The following is a 21,454-nucleotide window of genomic DNA, read 5'->3' as shown; positions in this document are numbered from 1 at the left end:
GCACACGCTCCTTGGAGCAGATCGGATGTGAAAACTTGTGCCGTTCCCAGCAGATTCTGTCGGACAGTAACTGTCATGGCGCGGATCAGTGCGCGACGGCGGCAGCGGCCGCCTCGTCAATCATCACGCCATCACGGAACCGCTCGAGGGTGAACGGTGCGTTGATTGGATGTGGCTCATCCTTCGCAATGGTCCAGGCAAAAAGGTTTGCAGCCCCCGGCGTCGCCTTGAAGCCGCCCGTGCCCCAACCGCAATTGACATAGAGACCCGGCACGGATGTCTTGGCCGTAATGGGCGAGCGGTCAGGGGTATTGTCCGTGATCCCGCCCCACGAACGCATCATGCGCAGACGGCGGAACATCGGAAACAGCTCGCAAATGGCGGCAAGCGTCTCCGCCGGAATGTGCAGACCGCCACGCTGGGTATAGGACACATACGAATCCGTGCCCGCCCCGATCACCATCTCACCCTTGTCGGACTGACTGATATAGGCGTGAATGGTGTTCGACATGACGATGGTGGGGAACGCGGGCTTGACCGGCTCGGACACCAGCGCCTGCAGCGGGTTGCTCTGTAGTGGCAGACGGATGCCCGCCATTTCCATCACGACCGAACTGTGACCGGCAGCCGAAACACCCACCTTACCCGCAAGGATCGGTCCCTTGGTCGTCTCCACACCCATCACGCGCCCGTCGGCTGCGCGGGTAATGCCAGTGACTTCACAATTCTCAATGATGTCCACACCCATGTCGCTGGCCGCGCGGGCAAATCCCCACGCCACCGCGTCATGCCGCGCCGTACCCGCGCGCCGCTGAAGCGCGCCACCAAGCACGGGATAGCGGATATTGGGCGAGATATTGAGCGGTGGACAGAATTCCTTCGCCTCTTCCGCCGTCAACCACTCGTTGTCGATTCCGTTCAAACGATTGGCGTGGACATGACGTTTGAACACCTGCACGTCATGCACCGTGTGCGCCACCATCAGGCACCCCCGCTGACTGAACATGACGTTGTAGTTCAACTCCTGTGAGAGATTTTCCCACAGTTTGAGCGAATGCTCATAGTAATTCGAGCTTTCGTCGAACAGATAGTTCGAGCGGATGATGGTCGTGTTGCGCGCCGTGTTGCCGCCAGCCAGCCAGCCACGCTCGACCACCGCAATGTTGCGTAGCCCGTGCTGTTTGGCGAGGTAATACGCCGCCCCCAGCCCATGACCGCCACCGCCGACGATGACAATGTCATACGCCTTCTTGGGCTGTTCGACGGAACGCCATTGCGGCTTCCACCCCAGATGTCCCCCGATGGCCTTTCTGGCCAGGGAAAGAGCTGAAAATCTTTCCATATCCGTCCCGCATCCAACAGGTTGTTGAAAGCAGGATGCGCCCCGCTCAAGCCCCGCGCTGGTGTGAATCAGACAAATGATTTGCATCGATGCGACATCGAAACTTCTTTGTCGCTCGTCCCTGTCAGCGTTTGATCCAATCTGCGGCAACTGTGATGTAGATTATAGAAAGGAACCATGTCGCGGTTTTCTTGGATCTGGTTGCGACAGCCCATCATTCCCTTGCTATGAACCAAGAGAGTTTCGACCAGATGCCTGCAGCGATAGACGCATTTTGGGCAGATTATCGGTGCATCGCATCTTTTTCCGAATATGGAATCGCTCAATCGAAATTGAAATCTCGTGACACCCTTCTCGTTTGCGATCCGACTGACCGGGTCTAAACTTGACACTCGAAATACGAGAACTTTCGAAGAAGGAAGTTCAGCCCGTTATTAACGCCCACATACAAGACAGGGTATAAAAAGGCACACACGATGATGACTTTTCTCGCTCACCACTGGATGCTGATTGGTGCCCTCGGGGTGCCAGTAGTCGCAGTTGTGTATATTGGTGCTTCGCTCCTTGTGTGTCGTACGGAAGATCAGGCTGACCGATAAACTCTTCTTGTAACAAGTGAGTTTTCACATACCAATCGAATCTCAGAGATAACTTCTTACGTTTCTGTCTGACAATATTGTCAACAAATGAACGGGACGGCTCCATTTCTGGAACCGCCCCGGTGCCCCTGCTCTTTTGCGGAAGAAACGAAAGACACACTTCACTCTGCCACCAACAACCATAGATTGCAAAAAACAATTTATGGTTGTGTGAATTTTCTTCGATCAGTTTTCATGGTCTCTCTCTTGGGACACGGCATATTCCTCGTGGCCGCCCATGTATGGTGGCGTGCAATGAGGAAAAAACACCGTGAACAACAAGAGGACTGGAGAAACGCGGTTTCTCAATATTTCAAACGTCTGCAAAAATTACGGCATAGGCCGCACCTATTGCTATAAACTTTTGTCAGACGGACATATTCAGGCCAAGAAATTGGGAGGACGGACACTCGTATCCGTGGAATCCCTCAACACTTATTTCAGCAGCCTTCCAGATTACCGTCCCGGCGCGACCATCTGAAGGATTTGCCATCATGGATCGCGTTATTGTCTATCCCGCCCAGATCGTCGCGGATACCGATACCCTCATCGCAGAACGCAACACCGAACGCGCCATAGGTGAGGTCATTGCCCTCACCATGGGCAGTACCGGGCCATTCGCCACCGGCCTGACGGCCACCTGTTCAGGTGCGGATCTTCTCGTCGAGGTTGCGGCGGGCCAGATCAACGCCTCGTCCGTAGCCGATGCTTCTTCCTATGGTTCGCTTGCCGCCGACAGCACTCTCATCATGCGGCAATATAATGCCGCGCAGACGAGCTTTACGCTGACAACCGCTACCACGGCCCAGACTTTCCACATCTACGCCACGCTTTCCATGGTGGACACTGGCGCCACCATGCTGCGTTATCTGGATGCATCCGATTCCACTCGCACTCTTTCCGGCGCCACCGATACCGGCACCGGGCAGCCCACCGAACGAACCGCCATCGCCACCCTTGCGCTGACGACCGGCACCGTTCCAAGTGGAAGCGTTCCTGTCTGGCGTATCGATCTGCCAGCAAACGCGACGAGCGTTACCCAGTCGATGATCACGCTGGACAACACGGCGCTTTTCTACACGAAGATCCCCGATCTCGCGCCGATCAACTCTCCCGCTTTCACGGGCACCCCCACCGCCCCCACGCCGGCTTCGGGCGATTCCTCACAAAAACTGGCTACAACCGCTTTCGTCACGAACTGGGCTTCAGCCAACCTTCTGGCGTGCGACACCTATCTCGGCCCGGCGGCATCGGCCGGGGGCTATAACGTCATCCAACTCTCCCTCAATTCGCGTACCCGCTTCGCCATCATCGAAATTGCAGGAGCCGGCGGCGGCGGCGGTGGCGCACCCACCTGCGGAAGTGCGGAAGCTGCGACAGGCGGGGGCGGCGGCGGTGGTGGCTATTGCCGTTTTCTGGTGACCGCCAGCGAGCTGCAATGGCCCGTGACCGCCACACTGGGCGCCGGGGGCCGAGGTGGACAATCCGCCTCCACGGCCATGAGCGGTAACAGCGGCGGCAACGCCGCCTTTGGAAGCATGGTCGTGGCAGTCGGTGGTTCCGGCGGCAGCGTGGCCCAAGGCGGAGGCGTTGCCATCATCGGTGGAACCGGTGCGGGTGGAGCGGTGCAGGTCATCAGTTCGACCGGCATCACCGTGCTGAATTCCGGGATCGGCCCCAGCGGTCGTTCGGGCCATGTCAGCGGTGTGTCCGAAAACTATTTCTACGGCTACGGCGGCGCGGGCGGAGACCGCCCCCCGTATTACTCGGGCGGCTGGGAATCCGGTGCCGGGCAAACCGGCAAAACGGGCGATGCCGGTAGCGGGGGCTCAGGCTCCTGCGTCGCGCCCGGCGGCACTTACATGAACGGCGGCGACGGCGGACCTGCCTGGATGACCGTCACACAATATGGATGAGACATTGAACATGAAGCATTTTTTCGAAGGATGGGCCGGTCTTCTCCTGCCCGGTTGGACCGAACTCAGCGTTGCCGGTTACACGCGCGTGCCCGTCACATTCTCACCGCTTGGCGGCGGCACGGAAACACGTCCGGATGTGGACCTCGTCTTTCCGCGCCCCCAAGCCGCCCTGCCCGTCTGCGCAGGTATCGGATTGTTCACCAGTTCGGACGGCAGCGATACACCCGTCGTATACTGGCAGCTTTCACGCTGGGAACATGCGGGCAAAGTGGAGGCTGTGCTCATGGCGCAGCCCGAGGTCACACTCCTGCTCAACCGCAATATCTCCTGGCAGGATGGGGCCGCCATCGGACGGACGGCAGCCGGTGGCACCGTGTTTGTCAATCAGGGTGTCACACTGATTGACGGCATCGAAAACGTAGAATGAGACCGAATGCGGACCGCGAAAAAACGCGGTCCGCAGCCTCTATTTGACGGCCCAGCGTTCGATTTCAACGCCCACGGATTGCGTGTCGGAAAAAACATCGAGCTTCTCGATCCGTATCCGCACGACACGCACCCGCTGATCCCCCAGAAGCTCGACCGCAATACGCTCGGCCAGCGTCTCCACCAGTTGCGTGTGAGCCGCAGTTGCCAGACGTCGGATGGCCAGAACAGCCGTTTCATACGACACCGTACGCCCAAGCTCGTCCGCTCCTACCGTCAGGTCGCGACTGTCTTCCACCCCGAATGCGACATTGATGCGCACACGCTGCGTCACGCCCTGCTCATGCGGAAACACGCCGATCGGCGCATCGACCAGCATGTCCCGAACAAACAGATGCCGCAGTGGAATCTCCGCGGGCCATGGAGCCAGAACATTCATGCCGGTCATTCTTCCATCATGCCGCCGGATACACCCGGTGCAGGCTGCCACTGAAGATGTTGCGCACCATCGAGCGCCAGCATCTGGCCCGTCACCGATGGCAACATAAGAAACGCCAACGCCGCGCGAGCAACTTCTTCGGGAGACGTCCCGTGTCCCAACGGAACAGAAGCGCATTGCCGTCTGAACTGCTCGTCCGTCTGACGGGGGCTGGGCAGCGCAGGCCCCGGCCCGATGGCGTTTACCCGGATGCCTTTCGGTGCAAGAGCCAGCGCCATGCTCTGCGTCAGGGTCCATAGCGCCGATTTGGAGATCGTGTAGCTGACAAAATGCGGTGTGAGCGACCACACCCGCTCATCGAGCATATTGAGCACCATGCCTTTTTTCTCCGCAGGCAGAAGACGGGCAAACTCCTGCATGAGCACGAAAGGCGCGCGCAGATTGGGCTCCAGATGCGCCTCCCAGCTTGCGCGGGTCACCGTGTTCCATTCATCGCGCTCGAACACGGAGGCATTGTTGACCAGCACCCCAACCGGTCCATCCAACCGTTCAGACGCTTGCGCAACCAGCCCGACCATCTGCGTCTCATCCGCCAGATCGGCTTGCAGCACACAGCCGCGAACACTCAGAACCTCGATTTCACGGACAAGTGCGTGCGCTTCCGCCGCGCTCGATCGGCAATGCACGGCCACCGAAAAACCTGCCTGAGCCAGACCCAGCACAATCGCCCGCCCCAACCGCTGCGCGCCACCTGTCACGAGCGCCACGCGCGGAATAGCAGCATCAATCGTCAGCAGGCTCTTCGGGTCGAGCATGGCGGTATTCCCCTTCAGACCGGCCGACGCGCCGTCAATGCCGCCGCCAGCGTTCCATCATCCAGCACATCCAGCGTGCCACCCATCGGCACACCCTGAGCCACACGGCTCACCGTCACGCCGAAGGGCGCAATCCGCTCCTGAAGCCAGAACATCGTCGCGGCCCCCTCCACCGTGGCACCCAGCGCAAGAATGACCTCCCGCACCTCACCCTTCGCCAGACGCTCAAAGAGGGAACGGACGTTCAGATCGTCCGGCCCTATTCCGCGCAGGGCAGACAGCACGCCGCCCAGCACCTGATAAACGCCGCGATGTGCGCCCGCACGTTCCAACGCCCACAGATCGCCGACGTTCTCCACAACGCACACAAGATCATGTGCGCGGGAAGAATCGGTACAGATATGGCACGGATCGCTCACATCCAGATTGCCGCACACGGAGCATGTCGTCACCGACAGGGCCGTGCTTTCCATCGCCCGCGCCAAAGGCAACAGCCTCCCCTGCGGATCACGCAGAAGCGCCAGCGCAACCCGGCGCGCCGAGCGCGGGCCAAGTCCCGGCAAGCGAGCGATTAACCCGATCAGATGATCTATATCGGCAACAGCCATGAACGCCCCGAAACGAACGCAGCGCCACTCAGAACGGCAGCTTCATTCCCGGCGGCAGGTTCAGGCCACCCGTGACCTTCTGCATTTCTTCGGACGCCTTCTTGTCGAGCTTCACACGCGCATCGGCGCAGGCCGCGACAATCAGATCCTGAAGCATTTCCATCTCGTCCGGATCGGCCAGCTTGGGATCGATTTTGATTGAGCGCATGTCGCCCTTGCCGCTCAGAGCAACAGTGACCAGACCCGCGCCAGACGATCCCTCGATCGTCAGCTTTTCCAGCTCTGACTGCATCTGCTCCATTTTGGACTGCATCTGCGAGGCCTGCTTCATCAGGCCGGCAAGGTTTTTCATGTGCGTGTTCCTGTATCCAAAATCCTGTCGGAGGCGCGTTCAGTCATTCAGCGGATCCGGCTCATCCATGCTGTCTTCGGGATGGAACGGCTCGGGGTCAAGTCCCACCACGGGAGGCTCTTCCGCAGGAAGACCGTAATGATCGTCCAGCGTATGGTCCTTCACATCGCCCAACTGCGCCCCGGGAAACGCCTCCATGATAGCCTGAACCAGAGGATGCCCTGCGGACCGATGCCGGTGGAGCTGAATGATTTCAGCGCTTTGCTCGGCCAGTGTCGGTTCGCCCGGTGCATCCACCATGCGAACCGTCCATGCCGGACCAAAATGATGTCGCAGAAGTTCCTGCAACCGTTTCGGCAGATCCGCTGGCGCGGGTCGATCCACGCGGATTTCCACCACTGGTGCCGCGAATGTCACCAGATGTGTGGAGTGCCGCAGATGCCCATGCAATGTGGCTTCACGACAATCCTTCACAAAAGCGACAAGCGCACGCCATGAACGTGGCGGCTCTGCCCGGGTCGCCGGTTCAGCCTGCATCAGGGGCACAGGCGGTGGAGGCTCCTCGTGTTCCCCGGCCCAGCCCCCATTGGCCACACGTCGCTGCCCGCCATCCTCCCCCTGCGAGGGAGACGACAACCGGGCGCTAGGTACGGTTCCGTGCCCAGCGTTTGGGCCGGCACCACCTGGCCCTTGTCCTGCGCCACCGCCGCGCTCAAGCTGCTTCAGCAAATCTTCCGGCGCGGGCAATGCCGCGGCATGGCACAGCCGGATCAACACCATCTCGGCCGCTTCCCGCCGCAGGGGCGCACCATCCACCTCCGCGATGCCCTTGAGGAGCATCTGCCACAACCGTGACAGAGCGGAGAGTGAGAGTTCCTGCGCGAACTCCACGCCGCGCGTGCGCTCGGCTTCGGGCAGGTCCATCGTGTCCTGAAGACTGCGCACCGTTTTGAGGCGCGTCACCATATGCGTCAGTTCAGCCAGATCGCGCAGCATGATCCCCGGATCGCCACCGCGATTGCAGGTATCGTCACACAGAGCGATTACGGCCGGGACATCGCCTTTCATCACATGTCCGAACAGGTCGAACACCGCCGTGCGATCCGACAGGCCCAGCATGGCGGCCACGCTCTCTTCCGAGATAATGGCGCTGCCATCGCCCTGTGCGATCGCCTGATCCAGCAGCGAAAGGCCATCACGCACGGACCCATCCGCCGCGCGCGCCAGAAGCCGCAGCGCATCAGGCGCGATCTTCACCTCTTCCTTTGCCGCTACGCGCCCGAAGAAATCCACAAGCTCCGACTGGGCGATCCGGCGCAGATCGAAACGCTGACAGCGCGACAGCACAGTGACCGGCACTTTGCGCAGTTCCGTGGTCGCAAACACAAACGTCACCTGCGAGGGCGGTTCTTCAAGCGTTTTGAGAAGAGCATTAAAGGCGTTACGCGACAGCATATGGACTTCATCGATGATGAAGACCTTCATACGGCCCTGAATGGGTCGGAAGTGACACGCCTCGATAATCTCGCGCACATCATCGACACCGGTGCGCGAAGCCGCATCCATCTCCAGCACGTCTGGATGACGATCCGCCAGAATGGCGACACAGTTGGGACACACGCCGCATGGATCGGCCGTCGGCCCGCCCTTCCCGTCCGGGCCTGTGCAGTTCAGACCACGAGCAAGAATACGGGCCGTGGTCGTCTTGCCCACACCCCGCACACCCGTGAGCATGAAAGCGTGCGCCACGCGACCGGTGGCGAACGCATTGCGCAGCGTACGGACGAGGGCATCCTGCCCGATCAATTCGTCGAGCGTTGCCGGGCGATACTTACGGGCAAGAACCCGGTAGCCTGTTTTTTCAGAGGTTGGCGTCGCAGCGGGAACTGACGCAGGCGCCGGTTCGGGCTGATCACCGAAAAGAAAGCCCCCTCCATCGGAAGGCGGCATGGGCAGATCATCGTTTGTTGAGGTGTCGGTCTCTGACATGGCTCCGGCAAACCCCTCCGGACCCCGTCCGGTGCAAAGCCGGGGCGGGACATCCGGTCCCGGCGTTCCGTCGCATCAAGCGGGGAATCGAGATGAGAGACCCGCAACGACCCGAATGAAACCCGCTTTGGCTGCTTCCTTCCGGATCTGACCAGGGTAAGCGGGGCACCCGTCCGCCACGGATCTCCCGCCGCAGGGCGTATCACACGCCGTCACAGGACGCAAAGGCCAATCTATTCGAAGAACAAAGCTTCACTTCGACCGATTTCGTAACCATTTGCCAATCTCGGTCACGCAGAAATCATGCTTCCCGCCTCGGTGTTGAGAGGCTTCGCCCATCCGAACCAGATTGGTCATGATTTTTTTTCGGCAAGTCCTTCCTTATGGCTGGCAATTCTCCAGCAACCGCCCAAATATGATGACAGGACCGAGTCCTCGCGGCGTGTCCGAATACGGCCGCCGCTGAAAGGAGTACCGACTCATGTTGTCACGCAATCTCGAACAGACGCTGCACCGGGCGCTGACCTTGGCGGGCGAGCGGCATCATGAATACGCTACTCTCGAGCATCTGCTCATCGCCCTCATAGATGACCCGGACGCTGTCACGGTCTTCCGCGCCTGTGGTGTGGACCTCGACAAGCTGCGCGCGGACCTGACCGAGTTCCTTGACAAGGATCTCGCAGGTTTGACGGCAGAACGTCCGACCGAACCCAAACCCACCGCCGCTTTCCAGCGCGTGATCCAGCGTGCGGCCATCCACGTCCAGTCCACCGGAAGGGATGAAGTGACGGGCGCGAATGTGCTGGTGGCTCTCTTTGCCGAGCGCGAAAGCCACGCGGTCTATTTCCTGCAACTGCAGGATATGACGCGACTGGATGCGGTCAATTTCATCTCGCACGGCATCGCCAAAGCTCCCGATCGTTCGGTTCGCCGCAGTTCGAACGGTGCTCCTTCCGCATCCGCCCCCGACAAGGACGGCGGCGAGCGTGAGGAAAAAGGACGTGGCACCGCCAAAAGCGGAGAGGCGCTGGCCGCCTATTGCGTGGACCTCAACAAGAAAGCCACGGACGGCAAGATCGACTCTCTTGTCGGCCGTGATGCCGAGGTTGAGCGCACGATCCAGATCCTGTGCCGCCGCACCAAGAACAATCCGCTCTATGTGGGCGATCCGGGCGTAGGCAAGACCGCGATCGCCGAAGGTCTGGCCAAGCGCATCGTCGAAGGTGACGTGCCAGAAGTGCTGCTCAACTGCACGATCTACTCGCTCGATATGGGTTCGCTGCTGGCGGGCACCCGCTATCGCGGTGACTTCGAAGAGCGCCTGAAAGCGGTTGTTACCGATCTGGAGCAGAACCCCGGCGGTATCCTGTTCATTGACGAGATCCACACCGTTATCGGTGCAGGAGCGACTTCCGGCGGCGCGATGGATGCGTCCAACCTGCTCAAGCCCGCGCTGGCGGCTGGCACCCTGCGCTGCATCGGATCCACCACCTACAAGGAGTTCCGCCAGCACTTCGAGAAGGACCGCGCCCTCGTGCGCCGGTTCCAGAAAATTGACGTGGAGGAACCCAACCTCGATGACGCGGTGAAAATCCTTCGCGGCTTGAAGACCAACTACGAAAAACATCACAAGGTCCGCTACACGGACGAGGCCATCCGCGCCGCGGTGGAGTTGTCGGTGAAGTACATTCACGACCGCAAGCTGCCGGACAAGGCCATCGACATCATTGATGAAGCTGGCGCCTCACGGATGCTCCTGCCCGAAAGCAAGCGCCGCAAGACCATCACGCTGCGAGATGTGGAAGAGGTGATCTCCAAGATCGCCCGCATTCCGCCCAAGACGGTCTCGGCAGACGACAAGGAAGTGCTGCGCACGCTTGAGCGCGATCTCAAGAACATGGTTTTCGGCCAGAACAAGGCCATCGAAGCCCTGTCGGACGCCATCAAGCTCTCCCGTGCCGGTCTGCGCGAGCCCGAGAAGCCGATTGGCAACTATCTGTTCTCCGGCCCCACGGGCGTCGGCAAGACGGAGGTGGCCCGTCAGCTCGCCAGCACCTTGGGCATCGAACTAATCCGGTTCGACATGTCGGAATACATGGAACGCCATTCGGTCTCGCGGCTTCTGGGCGCACCTCCGGGTTATGTCGGCTTCGATCAGGGCGGTCTTCTGACGGACGCCATCGATCAGCATCCGCACGCGGTTCTGCTGCTCGACGAAATCGAGAAGGCGCATCCGGACCTGTTCAACGTGCTGTTGCAGGTCATGGATCACGGTCAACTGACAGACCATAACGGCAAGACGGTCGATTTCCGCAACGTCATCCTCATCATGACGACCAACGCGGGTGCGGCCGATCTGAGCAAGGAGGCCATCGGCTTCGGGCGTGACTCCCGAGAGGGCGAGGACGAGGAAGCGATCAAGCGCCTCTTCACGCCGGAGTTCCGCAACCGTCTAGACGCGATCATCCCCTTCAGCAATCTCCAGCCAGAGACAGTGGGACGTGTGGTCGAGAAGTTTGTGCTTCAGCTCGAAGCCCAGCTTGCCGACCGTAACGTGACGATCGAGATGACCTCGGCGGCCAAGGAATGGCTTGCGGAACGTGGTTACGACCGCCTGTATGGTGCACGGCCCCTAGCCCGTGTCATTCAGGACTCCATCAAGAAGCCGCTGTCCGAAGAGCTTCTGTTCGGGCGTCTGGTAAAGGGTGGCGCGGTCAAGATCTCGGTCAAGGACGGGGCGCTGGCTTTCGATTACATGGAGACCAACACATCCTCTTCCACCGATGCGGCAGAAGAGGGCGAGGAAAAGCTGGACTCCAATTCCTGACCCCTTCTCGGCTTTGCAGCAAAAGCCTCAAAAGGCGTCCCGTCATCATGCGGGGCGCTTTTTTCGTATCAGCCTTTCGCGCAGGCGGCGTGAGGCATCACGGAACTTCGGGCCAGCCGGGAAATCCATTCCTCCACGCCTGACCGATGGCCGTAACAAACCACCACAAGGCTTCCCACCACGAACAGAAGCATTGCCAATCGGGCAGGAGCAACGGCCACGCGCTGCCCATCGAGCAACCACCGCATGGCTCCCACCGCCAACAGGCCGATACTTTCTCCCGCCACCACTTCGGCGGGCGTATGCACATGGAGATAAAGGCGTGAGGCGGCAAAGGCCGAAGCAAGCATGACGGCGCCCAGCGTCACGATCCATTTCCGTTGGCAGAACAGGGCCAGAAGACCCCCGTACACCAGCGTTCCGCCCATGGTGTGACCGCTGGGACTGTAAAGCACACGGTGTGCGGGCAGGCCGCAACGTTCAAACCACAGCTTCAGCACGAATGTGACGAAAGACGCGGTGCACACAACGAAAGCCCAGACGAAAGCCGGGCGATAGCGTCGGATGCATATGAGTGACAGAAAGACCGCCACTTCCGCAGGAATGAGAACGGCCTGATCCGCAAGATCGCTGAATGCCCCGATCACCGCGGCATTCTCCATGCATCACCCACCCGACTTCCTTCACGCTGCCTGCTCGTCCCTAACCGCGCCCGTCATAGCGGCAGATGAACCGCAGGCAAACCGTCCCAAGGAAGAAGCCGTCCTTATCGGCCGAGTGCAGTCCGTAATGTCGTGCCCAGTTCTGCGGGAGTTGGCGCGATGTGCACACCAGCGCTTTTGAGCACCTCGATCTTGGCCGCCGCCGTGTCGCCGCCACCCGAAATGACCGCACCCGCATGACCCATGCGACGTCCGGGTGGCGCAGTCAGCCCGGCCACAAGTCCGACAACCGGTTTTTTAAGCCCACTGTCCTTGATAAACCGCGCCGCATCGTTTTCGGACTGCCCGCCGATTTCACCGATCATGATGATGGAGTCCGTTCCCGGATCGGCCATGAATCGCTCAAGCACATCGACGAAATCCAGCCCCTTGATAGGATCTCCTCCGATGCCCACGCTCGTGCTCTGGCCCATACCCAGCGCCGTCGTCTGGGCCACGGCCTCGTATGTCAGCGTGCCGGAGCGCGAAACGACTCCCACCTTACCGGGGCGATGGATCGGTCCCGGCATGATGCCGATCTTGCATTGGCCGGGCGTGATGACGCCCGGACAGTTCGGCCCGACCAGCAATGAGTTCGAGCGATCCAGCGCCATGCGCACCCGCAGCATATCCTGCACGGGAATACCTTCCGTGATGCACACGATCAGAGGCACCTCAACGGCAATGGCTTCCAGAATGGCATCGGCCGCCCTCGCTGGCGGCACATAAATGACCGTCGCGTCCGCTTTTGCGGCCTCCATCGCCTGTACCATCGTGTCGAATACGGGCAGCCCGAGATGCCTCTCTCCACCGCGTCCCGGCGTCACGCCACCTACGATCTTGGTGCCGTAAGCAAGTGCCTGCTCGGAGTGAAACGTCCCTTGCGCGCCGGTGAAACCCTGCACCAGAACTTTCGTGTCGTGATCGATCAGAATGGACATCAGGCAGTCCTCCGTGCTCGCACGGCCGCAACAATCTTGCGGGCGGCATCTCCCAGATCCGTGGCAACGATGGCGTCCAGCCCGGATTTTTCGATCAACGCCATACCCTCCTTCACCCGCGTACCCGCAAGCCGGATCACCAGCGGCACCCGACAGCCGGTTTTCTGGCAGGCATCGATCACAGCACCGGCGATCAGATCGCAGCGCATGATGCCGCCGAAAATATTGACCAGAATCCCCTCGATATGCGGATCGGCCAACAGGATGCGGAAGGCTGCCGCCACTTTTTCTTTTGAGGCGCCCCCCCCCACATCGAGGAAATTGGCCGGATTTTCCCCTTCTTCGCGGATGATATCCATCGTGGCCATCGCCAGCCCCGCGCCGTTGACCATGCAGCCGATGGTGCCATCCAGTCCGACATAAGACAGGCCAAACCGCTCGGCTTCCCGCTCACGCGGGTCTTCCTCGCTTTCATCGCGCAGTTCCAGCAATTCGCGATGACGGAACAGACCGTTGTCATCGAACGCCATCTTGGCATCGAGCGCAACCAGATCGCCCTGCCTAGTCACAACCAGCGGGTTGGTCTCCACCAAGGAAGCATCGAGCGCCACAAAAGCCTCATAGGCGCTGCGTGCCACCTTCGCGAAACCGTTGATGAGCGGACCATGCAGCCCGATCCGCGTCGCTAGTTCGCGGGCCTGATGGTCCGCCAGCCCCAGCGCCGGATCGACTGAGACCTTGTGAATCTTCTCCGGCGTTTTCGCCGCCACATCCTCAATGCTCGTGCCGCCCGCGTCCGACGCCACAATCACGATGCGCCTCAGCGTACGATCCACAAGCAGCGAGAAATACAGTTCGCGCTCAATGTCGCAGCCTGCCTCCACATACAATTTATGAACAACACGTCCCTTCGGACCGGTCTGCTTCGTCACCAGCACGCGGTCGAGCATGTCATAGGCCACCGCTTTCGCCTCATCCGGCGAGTGCACAAGCTTCACGCCGCCCAGATCGGGATGATCGAGGAAATGCCCCTTGCCCCGTCCGCCCGCATGGATCTGGGCTTTCACGACACACAGTTTGCCACCCAAAGCCCGCACGGCATCTCGTGCCTCGTCCGGCGACTGGACGACCTGTCCGACCAGCACCGGCATCCCGTAGGATTTCAGAACGGCCTTCGCCTGATATTCGTGGATATTCATTGCCCTGCCACCTGTCACCGGTTCGGAAGGATGCGGCGTTGGCCGCGCGTTTTCTTCATCCGGCATACGGATGCCATCGCAGCCGCGCCAAACAACGAATCGCGAGCGGACAGAGCAGCCTCATCCTCCCCGCTCTCGACGAAGCCCCATGCTCCTGCGTATCTGGAAGTCGGAACATCGTTCATAGCAAAGAGGCGGCCCGGACGTGAGCGGGCCGAAACACACGCATGACAGCAGCCATCGCACGCCGTTTTGAAGCCGCCCGCGCCGTCGTAGCCGATGCCGCGCGCCTCGCCATGTCCATGCGTCCGCCGCCGGGCGGCCCGGTCGGCATTCAGAAATCCGCTCAGGACTGGCTGACCGAAGCCGATGGCGCGGTGGAAGCCTTCATTTCGCAGCGCATGGTCACACTTTTCCCTGAGGATGGATTTCAGGGCGAAGAAGGCGGCATGACCCGAAAGGGCGGCCTGCTCTGGGTGGTCGATCCCATCGACGGCACCTCCAACTACGCACGTGGACGCAACCGCTGGTGCGTCTCCCTCGGCTTGTTGGAAGACAACAAACCTGTCGCGGGCATCGTGGCAGCTCCTGCGCTGAATGAAACCTATACCGCCCTCATCGGTCATGGCGCGCACCTCAATGGCACGAAAATCCAGGCCTCCCCCGTGAAGGACACACGCAGCGCCATGTTGGAAATGGGCTGGAGCAATCGTGTGCCGAAAGACGTGTTCATGGATCGCATCGGCGCGTTTCTGGATCTCGGAGCCATGCCACGCTCGGGCGGTTCCGGTGCTCTGGCGCTCACCGATGTCGCCTGCGGACGGCTGGATGGCTATCTGGAGATCGTCATCAACCTGTGGGATGTGGCCGGCGCCCTGCCCATTCTTGCGGAAGCTGGCGCACGGGTTTCGCCCTTCCTTGAAGAAGGTGGTCTTGAGGGTGGAGCCTCCATTCTTGCCGTTGCACCGCATATTGCCGAGGCCGTAGCGACAGCCTCAAAGATGAAACTGCTTCCCTGAAGGACTTTATCCGTTCGCGCATGGCACCTGCCCGCTTCATGGATGGCATTGAAACGTCATGTTCGCGTTACGATATGACATGAATTCCGGGCGCGCCGTCAGGCCCGCCCGAATCGTGTACGTCCAAGGAGTTTCTCATGATGAAGCGCATGTCCCCGCTGGCTTTCGCTGCGGCACTCGCTCTCTCCCCCGCTCTTGTGAGCGCGCCTTCCCATGCCACCAGCACCGTCCACACGAAGTGGGAACAGTACAAGGCCGGTCGCGCCCTGCGTCACCTCTCGGCCGATGGTCAGCGTGCGTTCGCGGACATGCTTCAGGCACGTGATCTGCTGGCTTCCGGTCAGACGGACGCCGCCATTCCGGCGCTGACCGACGCAACCCAGCGTCTGCAGGCCGCTAGCACAGACAACACCAAGTTGGTCGCGGCCGAGACGGCCCTGACGCCGGCTCCCCAGCATCCTACTGCGCCGACCCACACTCCCTCGGCGGTGCAGCAGGTCTGGATCCCGGTCGGGGGCGAGTTCCTTGAGACGGAAACGCTGGCTCCGGAAAAGAAGGCCGCTGTGGCCAGCGCGAACAAGCAGCTCAAGAGTGGCTCGCCCAAGCAGGCCGCCGAGACGATGCAGGTCGTGGATGACAAGCTCGACTTTATCGTAGCACTTGCCCCTCTTGCTCCGACGCAAGGCGCTCTGAACCGGGCCAAGGTGTTCACGGAAGGCCGTGATCCGCAGAGTGCGCTGTCCGCACTGGATCAGGCTCTCAACGGCGTTGTGTTTGTGGCTGACGATCTTCTGGACGCACAGGCCGCACCTGCGGGCGCTCCGGCCCCAGCGGCAAAAGCTCCTGCTACGCCGTAATTTCCCAGCTCTTCCGGTTTATTTCGATCATGGCGCGTCGTTCTCACGAACGATGCGCCATTTTCATGTGCGATGTCTTGGTAGTCTTCCAGCATAAAGCGTTCTCATCCGAACCAAAGCGACGGCGCAACCCCACCCCTGCCCATAGCGTTTCTCTCACATCGCGCATGACGCGCCCTGTCTCCATGCCCCGGGCCAAAGACCACAGTCCGGGAAAGGATCCAATACATGAAACGTCTTTTCACGACGGCCCTGACGACGGTGGCTGTCGGCGCTGTCCAGATGCTCGGCAGCCGTTACAGCCCGACCTCCACACATCCCGCCACACGCGACTGGTATCGTGGTCTCGCCAAGCCATGGTACACACCGCCCGCACCGGTTTTTGCCATTGTCTGGAGCAGTTTGGACGCCACGCTGATCGATGCAGGCGTGCGTCTGCTGACAGCCCCTCCCTCGCGTCAGCGCTCTCACGCCGTTCGTGCATGGTTTGCCACACTGGGCGGAATGCTGCTGTTTCCCAAGGTGATGTTCGGATGGAAACGGCCCGACATCGCGTTCGGTGTGACCCTCGGCACACTCGCTTCGGCAACGGCGCTTGTTGCCTCAGCGGACCGCACGACATCACGCCGCCTGACGCCGCTTCTGCTCTGGCTCGCTTTTGCATCCGTGTTGCAACATGAAGTCTGGCAACGCAATCGTTAAAATTTCAGGACAGAGAAGACTTTGTACCCCTACGTTCAGGGCATTTCATGAGAAATACGTCGGAACAATTCTGATCCTGTTCCTTTCCGGAGGCCGCAAAAGGATTCGCCTGATGCGCTTACATCCCATCCTCGCGCTTCTTCTGTTCATTCCGCTGTCTTATGCACACGCTGCCGCAGACACACCGCCACCCACCATGTGGTACTGGCACAACTGGACCGACCACAACGGCGTCAGTCACAATACGCGGTGCCCACTGCAAAATTTCGATCTCAAGTCGATGTCGAAACCGGCTGGACCACAATGGCAAAATCGGCTTCCAAGCGGCCAGAGTCAGGTGATTTTCACCGTCCAGCCCGCGCACTGGAATGGCACATGGCACCCTGACCCAAAGGTGCAGTGGATCATTCCGCTGAAAGGCTCATGGTATGTCACAGCCATGGACGGCACGAAGGCGGTCATGGGACCGGGAGACGTCTCGCTTGGAGAAGATCAGGCCAGCCACAAGGATGCGAAAGGCCATGTCGGACATTTTGCGGGCAATGTGGGAGATGGGCCTGTGGAACTGATGGTTATCCAAACGGATGAGACGCCGACAGTGGATCGGCCCTGCCGCTTTCGGTAAGGGGAACCTACACCCCTCTCCGTTTGGCTGACGTCACTCTACCGTCACGGACTTCGCCAGATTGCGCGGTTGATCCACGTCGGTGCCTTTCAGCAACGCCGTTTCATAAGCCAGTATCTGCACCCCAATCGTCTGAATGATCGGCGTCACGAACGGATGTACCTGCGGCAGCGGGATCACCTGTTCGGCAATACCCTGAAGGCGTGCGGCACTTCCTTCGTCCGTGAAGGTCAGCAAACGCCCGCCACGTGCCTTGGCTTCCTGCAAATTGGACAGCGTTTTATCGAACAGCCGCCCGGACGGGATCGTGGCCACGATCGGCACCGTGCGATCAATCAGTGAAATCGGGCCGTGCTTCATCTCGCCAGCCGCATACGCTTCAGCGTGAATGTAGGAAATTTCCTTGAGTTTAAGCGCCCCTTCCATGGCTACGGGATAGGCGCTTCCACGCCCCAGATAGAGCACATCGCGTGCCTCCGCCACGATGCGTGCCATCTCACGAATGTCATCCATTCGTGTAAAAACTTCCGCAGCCCGGCTTGGCAGATCCAGCAGCGCCGTGACGAGTTCTTCCTCACCGGCCTCATCCAACGTTCCGCGCGCGCGCGCCGTGGCGATGGTCAGACATGCAAGCACAGCGAGCTGGGCCGTAAAAGCCTTGGTGGATGCAACAGAAATCTCGGGACCGGCCACGGTGCCAAGCACGATGTCACTGTCGCGTGCCATGGTGCTGTGTTCGGCATTGAGAATGGAAAGGATAGACACATCATGCTCACGCAGCCCTCGCAGTGCCGCCAATGTGTCGGCGGTTTCCCCGGACTGTGAGATAAGAATGCCGAGCGATCCCGGGGTCAGCGGTGGATTACGGTACCGCATCTCGCTCGCCACATCGATGTCCACGGGCAAACGCGCGATCTCTTCAAGCCAATAGCGCCCGACCACACCAGCATAGAAGGCCGACCCACAGGCCGTGATGACAGCGCGTGGAACGGACGCAAGGTCAATCGGCATGTCCGGCATCACCACACGGCGCGTGGCCGGATCGATCAGGCGCTGCAAGGTCTGCCCGATCACCAGCGGGTGTTCGTGCAGTTCCTTTTCCATGTAGTGCCTGTAGCCATCTTTTCCGACGGCGCCAGCAATCAACGCCGTCGTCTTGATGGGACGCTCCACACGCTCTCCCCGCGCATCGTAAAACTCCGCGCCCTCATGGGAGAGAATCACAACATCACCATCGTCAAGATAGGCAATCCGGCGGGTAAGTGGCGCGAGTGCCAGACTGTCGGAACCGAGGAACATCTCGCCTTCCCCAAACCCGACAGCCAACGGTGCGCCATGACGGGCACCGATCAGCAATCCCTCGTGTTCGGCAAAAATCATCGCCACAGCATACGCGCCTTCCAGACGCTTCAATGTGGCAAAGGCAGAATCACGCGGGGACAGACCTTTCTGGAGATAGAGATCGACCATCTTCGCGATGGTTTCGCTATCGGTTTCCGTCTCGAAAATCTGCCCCTCGGCTTCAAGCTCCCGGCGCAATTCCTCGAAATTTTCGATGATGCCGTTATGGACGATTGCCACCCGTGCCGTGCCGTGCGGATGAGCGTTGGTCTCGGTCGGCGCACCATGCGTGGCCCAGCGCGTGTGACCGATGGCTGTGCGCCCATGAAGAGGGTGCCGCTCCAGATCGTGCGCCAGATTGTCCAGCTTGCCCGGCGCACGGCGACGCTCAATGACACCCTGCTTGTCCAATGTTGCGATACCTGCTGAGTCATACCCACGGTATTCGAGGCGACGCAGCCCCTCGAATACGATGGGAGTGGCCTGTCTGGGGCCGACAACTCCGCAGATTCCACACATCAGCGCTGTTCCTTCTTCAAACGGAGGGCTTCCCGGAATCGGGCCGCCCAACCGGGCCGGTTCGTCTGTTTGCTGCGAGCGACAGCAAGGGCATCAGACTCGACATCCTCGGTGATGACACTGCCCGCCGCGATCAATGCGCCGTCCCCAATGGAAATGGGAGCCACAAGGATGGAATCAGAGCCAATAAATGCTTTCTCGCCAATGGTCGTGCGATGCTTGAATACGCCATCATAATTGCATGTGATCGTCCCAGCACCGATATTCGTTGCGGCACCGATACTGGCATCGCCCAGATAGGTCAGGTGATTGGCCTTCGCCCCCGCCCCCATCTCCACAGCCTTAAGTTCCACGAAATTGCCGACGTGGCATCCCTCACCCAGTTTTGTGCCGGGCCGAAGGCGTGCGTACGGACCGATGAGAGAGACAGCCCCCACTTCGCATTGTTCCAAATGACTGAAAGAGCGAATTTCAGCGCCACTGCGCACGACCACGCCACGACCGAACACCACATGCGGCTGCACCGTCACGTCAGGCTCGATCTGCGTATCGAATGAAAAGAAGACCGTTTCTGGCGCCGTCAAGGTCACGCCACGATCCATGGCCTCACGGCGCAACCGGTTCTGAATGATAGCCTCAGCTTCGGACAGTTCCACACGCGAATTGATCCCGCGCAGCTCATCCTCGGGGGCTTCAACTGCCTGCACCACTCCGCCTTCATCGCGCACGATGCCCACGACATCGGTCAGATAATATTCGCCCTTGCTGTTCGCATTGCCGACCTTGTGGAGCCATTCGCGGAATCTGTGTGCATCGGCGCACAGGACACCCGCGTTGCACAGATCAATGGCGCGCTCATCCAAGGTCGCATCCGCCCATTCGACAATCCGCGCCACCGTACCATCTTCCTGCGTGATAACCCGCCCATATTTCGCCGGATCACGGGGGCGCATGGCCAGCAATGCCAGATCAACCGGTTTGCCCCCCCTCTCACCACGTCGCGTGGCGAGCAGACGTTGTAGCGTATCGGACGTAATCAGCGGATTGTCCGCATACAGAACCGCGACATCCCCTTCGCCAAACAGCGCCTCCGCCTGAAGTGCTGCATGGGCCGTTCCCAACCGGTCATGCTGGATGACCGTCGCATGCGGCGCGACCAGTTTCGCCACGTCGTCCATGCCGGGACCGACCACCACCACAATGCGATCGAACACGCGGGCCGCGCTGGCCACCAGATGACTGAGCATGGGCTCACCGGCCAAAGGCTGCATGGCCTTGGGCAGTTTGGAACGCATGCGTGTGCCAAGCCCGGCGGCGAGCAGGACGGCGGTCGAGGGACGGGAAACGTGCGAAGATGTCATGGTGTTCCGGCGGTAAGGGAGTGGCGCGGCCCTGTCAAACAATGACAGCGTGGCGGCCTTTCACATCGCATTACCCTGATTTTCGACAAGGAGAGGCTACGTGAAGGATATCCGCACACGACTGGCGGTTTTCGATCTGGACGGCACACTTGTCGATTCCCTGCCTGACCTTACCATCGCATCCAACCATTTGCTGGCAGCCCATGATCTACCCAAGGTTACGACCGGCATCGTCCGCAGCATGATTGGGGACGGCGTGCCCGCTCTCGTGCAGCGCCTTCTTGATCAGGCCGGCTTTCAGGCCCTCGAACTCGATAGGGCCGAAGCCACACGTGAATTCATGTCCTTCTATGCACCGCATGCCACCGAGCACTCCCGTCTCTTTCCCGGCACACTCGAAGCTCTGGGACAGTTACGTGCAATGGGCTGGTCTTTGGCCGTCTGCACAAACAAGCCGACTGAGACTGCGCTCAAGATCCTGCGTGATCTGGACGTGCTTGCGTTCATGACGACCGTCTGCGGTGGTGATACTTTTCCCGTCCATAAACCCGATCCGGCCCATCTGGTGGGAACGATTCACAAAGCGCATGGGAAACCATCCGATACGCTTATGATTGGCGATCACACAAATGACATGCTCGCCGCAAGAAATGCGGGCGTGAAATCCGTTCTGGCTGAATGGGGATATGGAAGTCACACTGTCACGTGTGCGGTAACGGCCCGGTTGCGAGACATTGGAGACTTGCCCCGACTCGCGGAAGACATGCTCCCCGGAGCCTGAACAAAAAAAGAGATGGAACCATTGTCCCGTCTCCTTTTCTGCACGTCATCTTT

19 protein-coding genes and 1 other RNA gene are annotated in these 21,454 nt (G+C 60.2%); 8 read left to right on the top strand and 12 right to left on the bottom strand.

Going from position 1 to position 21,454, the window contains the following annotated elements; all coding sequences use genetic code 11:
- Positions 1–85: 85 nt before the first annotated feature.
- Entirely contained in the window at positions 86–1,342 is a 1,257-nt protein-coding gene (locus tag KUA11_RS10905; protein ID WP_217410309.1) for a sarcosine oxidase subunit beta family protein, read from the bottom strand.
- Between the two features lie 1,132 nt (positions 1,343–2,474).
- Between KUA11_RS10905 and KUA11_RS10900 the strand changes: the two genes are divergently transcribed.
- A complete protein-coding gene (locus tag KUA11_RS10900) occupies positions 2,475–3,896 on the top strand; it encodes a glycine-rich domain-containing protein (protein ID WP_217410308.1) in 1,422 nt (473 codons plus the stop codon).
- 10 nt (positions 3,897–3,906) lie between these two features.
- On the top strand, positions 3,907–4,326 hold the full coding sequence (locus KUA11_RS10895) for a hypothetical protein (protein ID WP_217410307.1): 420 nt from the start codon (positions 3,907–3,909) through the stop codon (positions 4,324–4,326).
- A gap of 39 nt (positions 4,327–4,365) precedes the next feature.
- On the opposite strand, the gene KUA11_RS10890 is transcribed toward KUA11_RS10895, so the two are convergent.
- From KUA11_RS10890 to ffs, 6 genes are all read right to left on the bottom strand, one after another.
- Positions 4,366–4,764: a dihydroneopterin aldolase gene (locus KUA11_RS10890; protein ID WP_166316972.1), complete on the bottom strand. Its 399-nt coding sequence runs from the start codon at positions 4,762–4,764 to the stop codon at positions 4,366–4,368.
- Positions 4,765–4,769: 5 nt separating this feature from the next.
- On the bottom strand, positions 4,770–5,579 hold the full coding sequence (locus tag KUA11_RS10885) for an SDR family oxidoreductase (RefSeq protein ID WP_217410306.1): 810 nt from the start codon (positions 5,577–5,579) through the stop codon (positions 4,770–4,772).
- Between the two features lie 14 nt (positions 5,580–5,593).
- Complete coding sequence (recR, locus tag KUA11_RS10880; RefSeq protein WP_217410305.1) at positions 5,594–6,187, bottom strand: recombination mediator RecR; 594 nt, start codon at positions 6,185–6,187, stop codon at positions 5,594–5,596.
- 28 nt (positions 6,188–6,215) lie between these two features.
- Positions 6,216–6,539 (bottom strand): YbaB/EbfC family nucleoid-associated protein, encoded by a 324-nt coding sequence (locus KUA11_RS10875; RefSeq protein ID WP_166316963.1) that lies wholly within the window; start codon positions 6,537–6,539, stop codon positions 6,216–6,218.
- Between the two features lie 39 nt (positions 6,540–6,578).
- Positions 6,579–8,528 carry a DNA polymerase III subunit gamma/tau gene (locus KUA11_RS10870; RefSeq protein WP_217410304.1) on the bottom strand — a complete coding sequence of 650 codons (1,950 nt, stop codon included), beginning with the start codon at positions 8,526–8,528 and terminating at the stop codon, positions 6,579–6,581.
- A 92-nt stretch (positions 8,529–8,620) separates the two neighbouring features.
- Positions 8,621–8,716, bottom strand: an RNA gene (gene ffs / locus KUA11_RS10865) — signal recognition particle sRNA small type.
- Between the two features lie 293 nt (positions 8,717–9,009).
- Between ffs and clpA the strand changes: the two genes are divergently transcribed.
- A complete protein-coding gene (gene clpA, locus KUA11_RS10860) occupies positions 9,010–11,355 on the top strand; it encodes an ATP-dependent Clp protease ATP-binding subunit ClpA (RefSeq protein WP_217410303.1) in 2,346 nt (781 codons plus the stop codon).
- 68 nt (positions 11,356–11,423) lie between these two features.
- Here the strand turns inward: clpA and KUA11_RS10855 are convergent, their stop codons facing one another.
- From KUA11_RS10855 to sucC, 3 genes are all read right to left on the bottom strand, one after another.
- Positions 11,424–12,017 (bottom strand): phosphatase PAP2 family protein, encoded by a 594-nt coding sequence (locus KUA11_RS10855; RefSeq protein WP_217410302.1) that lies wholly within the window; start codon positions 12,015–12,017, stop codon positions 11,424–11,426.
- A 104-nt stretch (positions 12,018–12,121) separates the two neighbouring features.
- Positions 12,122–12,997, bottom strand: coding sequence for a succinate--CoA ligase subunit alpha (gene sucD / locus KUA11_RS10850; RefSeq protein WP_217410301.1), 876 nt, complete (start codon positions 12,995–12,997; stop codon positions 12,122–12,124).
- Positions 12,997–14,196, bottom strand: a complete 1,200-nt coding sequence (gene sucC / locus KUA11_RS10845) for an ADP-forming succinate--CoA ligase subunit beta (RefSeq protein WP_217410300.1) — start codon at positions 14,194–14,196, stop codon at positions 12,997–12,999. The genes sucD and sucC overlap by 1 nt, the downstream gene beginning before the upstream one ends.
- 227 nt (positions 14,197–14,423) lie before the next feature.
- Here sucC and KUA11_RS10840 point away from each other — a divergent pair, with 227 nt between their 5' ends.
- The 4 genes from KUA11_RS10840 to KUA11_RS10825 all read left to right on the top strand — a co-directional run bounded on the left by KUA11_RS10840 (position 14,424) and on the right by KUA11_RS10825 (position 17,399).
- Positions 14,424–15,215, top strand: coding sequence for an inositol monophosphatase family protein (locus tag KUA11_RS10840; protein WP_217410299.1), 792 nt, complete (start codon positions 14,424–14,426; stop codon positions 15,213–15,215).
- Between the two features lie 140 nt (positions 15,216–15,355).
- Positions 15,356–16,072 (top strand): YfdX family protein, encoded by a 717-nt coding sequence (locus tag KUA11_RS10835; RefSeq protein WP_217410341.1) that lies wholly within the window; start codon positions 15,356–15,358, stop codon positions 16,070–16,072.
- A 228-nt stretch (positions 16,073–16,300) separates the two neighbouring features.
- Positions 16,301–16,774, top strand: coding sequence for a TspO/MBR family protein (locus KUA11_RS10830; RefSeq protein WP_217410298.1), 474 nt, complete (start codon positions 16,301–16,303; stop codon positions 16,772–16,774).
- 112 nt (positions 16,775–16,886) lie between these two features.
- Positions 16,887–17,399 carry a cupin domain-containing protein gene (locus KUA11_RS10825; RefSeq protein ID WP_217410297.1) on the top strand — a complete coding sequence of 171 codons (513 nt, stop codon included), beginning with the start codon at positions 16,887–16,889 and terminating at the stop codon, positions 17,397–17,399.
- A gap of 33 nt (positions 17,400–17,432) precedes the next feature.
- Here the strand turns inward: KUA11_RS10825 and glmS are convergent, their stop codons facing one another.
- Positions 17,433–19,259 carry a glutamine--fructose-6-phosphate transaminase (isomerizing) gene (glmS, locus tag KUA11_RS10820; RefSeq protein WP_217410296.1) on the bottom strand — a complete coding sequence of 609 codons (1,827 nt, stop codon included), beginning with the start codon at positions 19,257–19,259 and terminating at the stop codon, positions 17,433–17,435.
- Entirely contained in the window at positions 19,259–20,620 is a 1,362-nt protein-coding gene (gene glmU, locus KUA11_RS10815; protein ID WP_217410295.1) for a bifunctional UDP-N-acetylglucosamine diphosphorylase/glucosamine-1-phosphate N-acetyltransferase GlmU, read from the bottom strand. Before glmU ends, glmS begins: the two co-directional genes overlap by 1 nt.
- 100 nt (positions 20,621–20,720) lie before the next feature.
- Between glmU and KUA11_RS10810 the strand changes: the two genes are divergently transcribed.
- Positions 20,721–21,401, top strand: a complete 681-nt coding sequence (locus KUA11_RS10810) for an HAD-IA family hydrolase (protein WP_217410294.1) — start codon at positions 20,721–20,723, stop codon at positions 21,399–21,401.
- The last annotated feature ends 53 nt before the right edge of the window (positions 21,402–21,454 follow it).

It is taken from the genome of Acetobacter estunensis, from assembly GCF_019083805.1.
Taxonomy (GTDB): Bacteria; Pseudomonadota; Alphaproteobacteria; order Acetobacterales; family Acetobacteraceae; genus Acetobacter; species Acetobacter estunensis_A.
Note: the sequence above shows the minus strand (reverse complement) of the source record. Positions and strands in the feature narration are given on the sequence as shown.

Bases quoted from the DNA above. Each gene is read 5' to 3' on its own strand.
- KUA11_RS10905 (WP_217410309.1), bottom strand. From the start codon at position 1,342: ATGGAAAGATTTTCAGCTCTTTCCCTGGCCAGAAAGGCCATCGGGGGA.
- KUA11_RS10900 (WP_217410308.1), top strand. From the start codon at position 2,475: ATGGATCGCGTTATTGTCTATCCCGCCCAGATCGTCGCGGATACCGAT.
- KUA11_RS10895 (WP_217410307.1), top strand. From the start codon at position 3,907: ATGAAGCATTTTTTCGAAGGATGGGCCGGTCTTCTCCTGCCCGGTTGG.
- KUA11_RS10890 (WP_166316972.1), bottom strand. From the start codon at position 4,764: ATGAATGTTCTGGCTCCATGGCCCGCGGAGATTCCACTGCGGCATCTG.
- KUA11_RS10885 (WP_217410306.1), bottom strand. From the start codon at position 5,579: ATGCTCGACCCGAAGAGCCTGCTGACGATTGATGCTGCTATTCCGCGC.
- recR (WP_217410305.1), bottom strand. From the start codon at position 6,187: ATGGCTGTTGCCGATATAGATCATCTGATCGGGTTAATCGCTCGCTTG.
- KUA11_RS10875 (WP_166316963.1), bottom strand. From the start codon at position 6,539: ATGAAAAACCTTGCCGGCCTGATGAAGCAGGCCTCGCAGATGCAGTCC.
- KUA11_RS10870 (WP_217410304.1), bottom strand. From the start codon at position 8,528: ATGTCAGAGACCGACACCTCAACAAACGATGATCTGCCCATGCCGCCT.
- clpA (WP_217410303.1), top strand. From the start codon at position 9,010: ATGTTGTCACGCAATCTCGAACAGACGCTGCACCGGGCGCTGACCTTG.
- KUA11_RS10855 (WP_217410302.1), bottom strand. From the start codon at position 12,017: ATGGAGAATGCCGCGGTGATCGGGGCATTCAGCGATCTTGCGGATCAG.
- sucD (WP_217410301.1), bottom strand. From the start codon at position 12,997: ATGTCCATTCTGATCGATCACGACACGAAAGTTCTGGTGCAGGGTTTC.
- sucC (WP_217410300.1), bottom strand. From the start codon at position 14,196: ATGAATATCCACGAATATCAGGCGAAGGCCGTTCTGAAATCCTACGGG.
- KUA11_RS10840 (WP_217410299.1), top strand. From the start codon at position 14,424: ATGACAGCAGCCATCGCACGCCGTTTTGAAGCCGCCCGCGCCGTCGTA.
- KUA11_RS10835 (WP_217410341.1), top strand. From the start codon at position 15,356: ATGAAGCGCATGTCCCCGCTGGCTTTCGCTGCGGCACTCGCTCTCTCC.
- KUA11_RS10830 (WP_217410298.1), top strand. From the start codon at position 16,301: ATGAAACGTCTTTTCACGACGGCCCTGACGACGGTGGCTGTCGGCGCT.
- KUA11_RS10825 (WP_217410297.1), top strand. From the start codon at position 16,887: ATGCGCTTACATCCCATCCTCGCGCTTCTTCTGTTCATTCCGCTGTCT.
- glmS (WP_217410296.1), bottom strand. From the start codon at position 19,259: ATGTGTGGAATCTGCGGAGTTGTCGGCCCCAGACAGGCCACTCCCATC.
- glmU (WP_217410295.1), bottom strand. From the start codon at position 20,620: ATGACATCTTCGCACGTTTCCCGTCCCTCGACCGCCGTCCTGCTCGCC.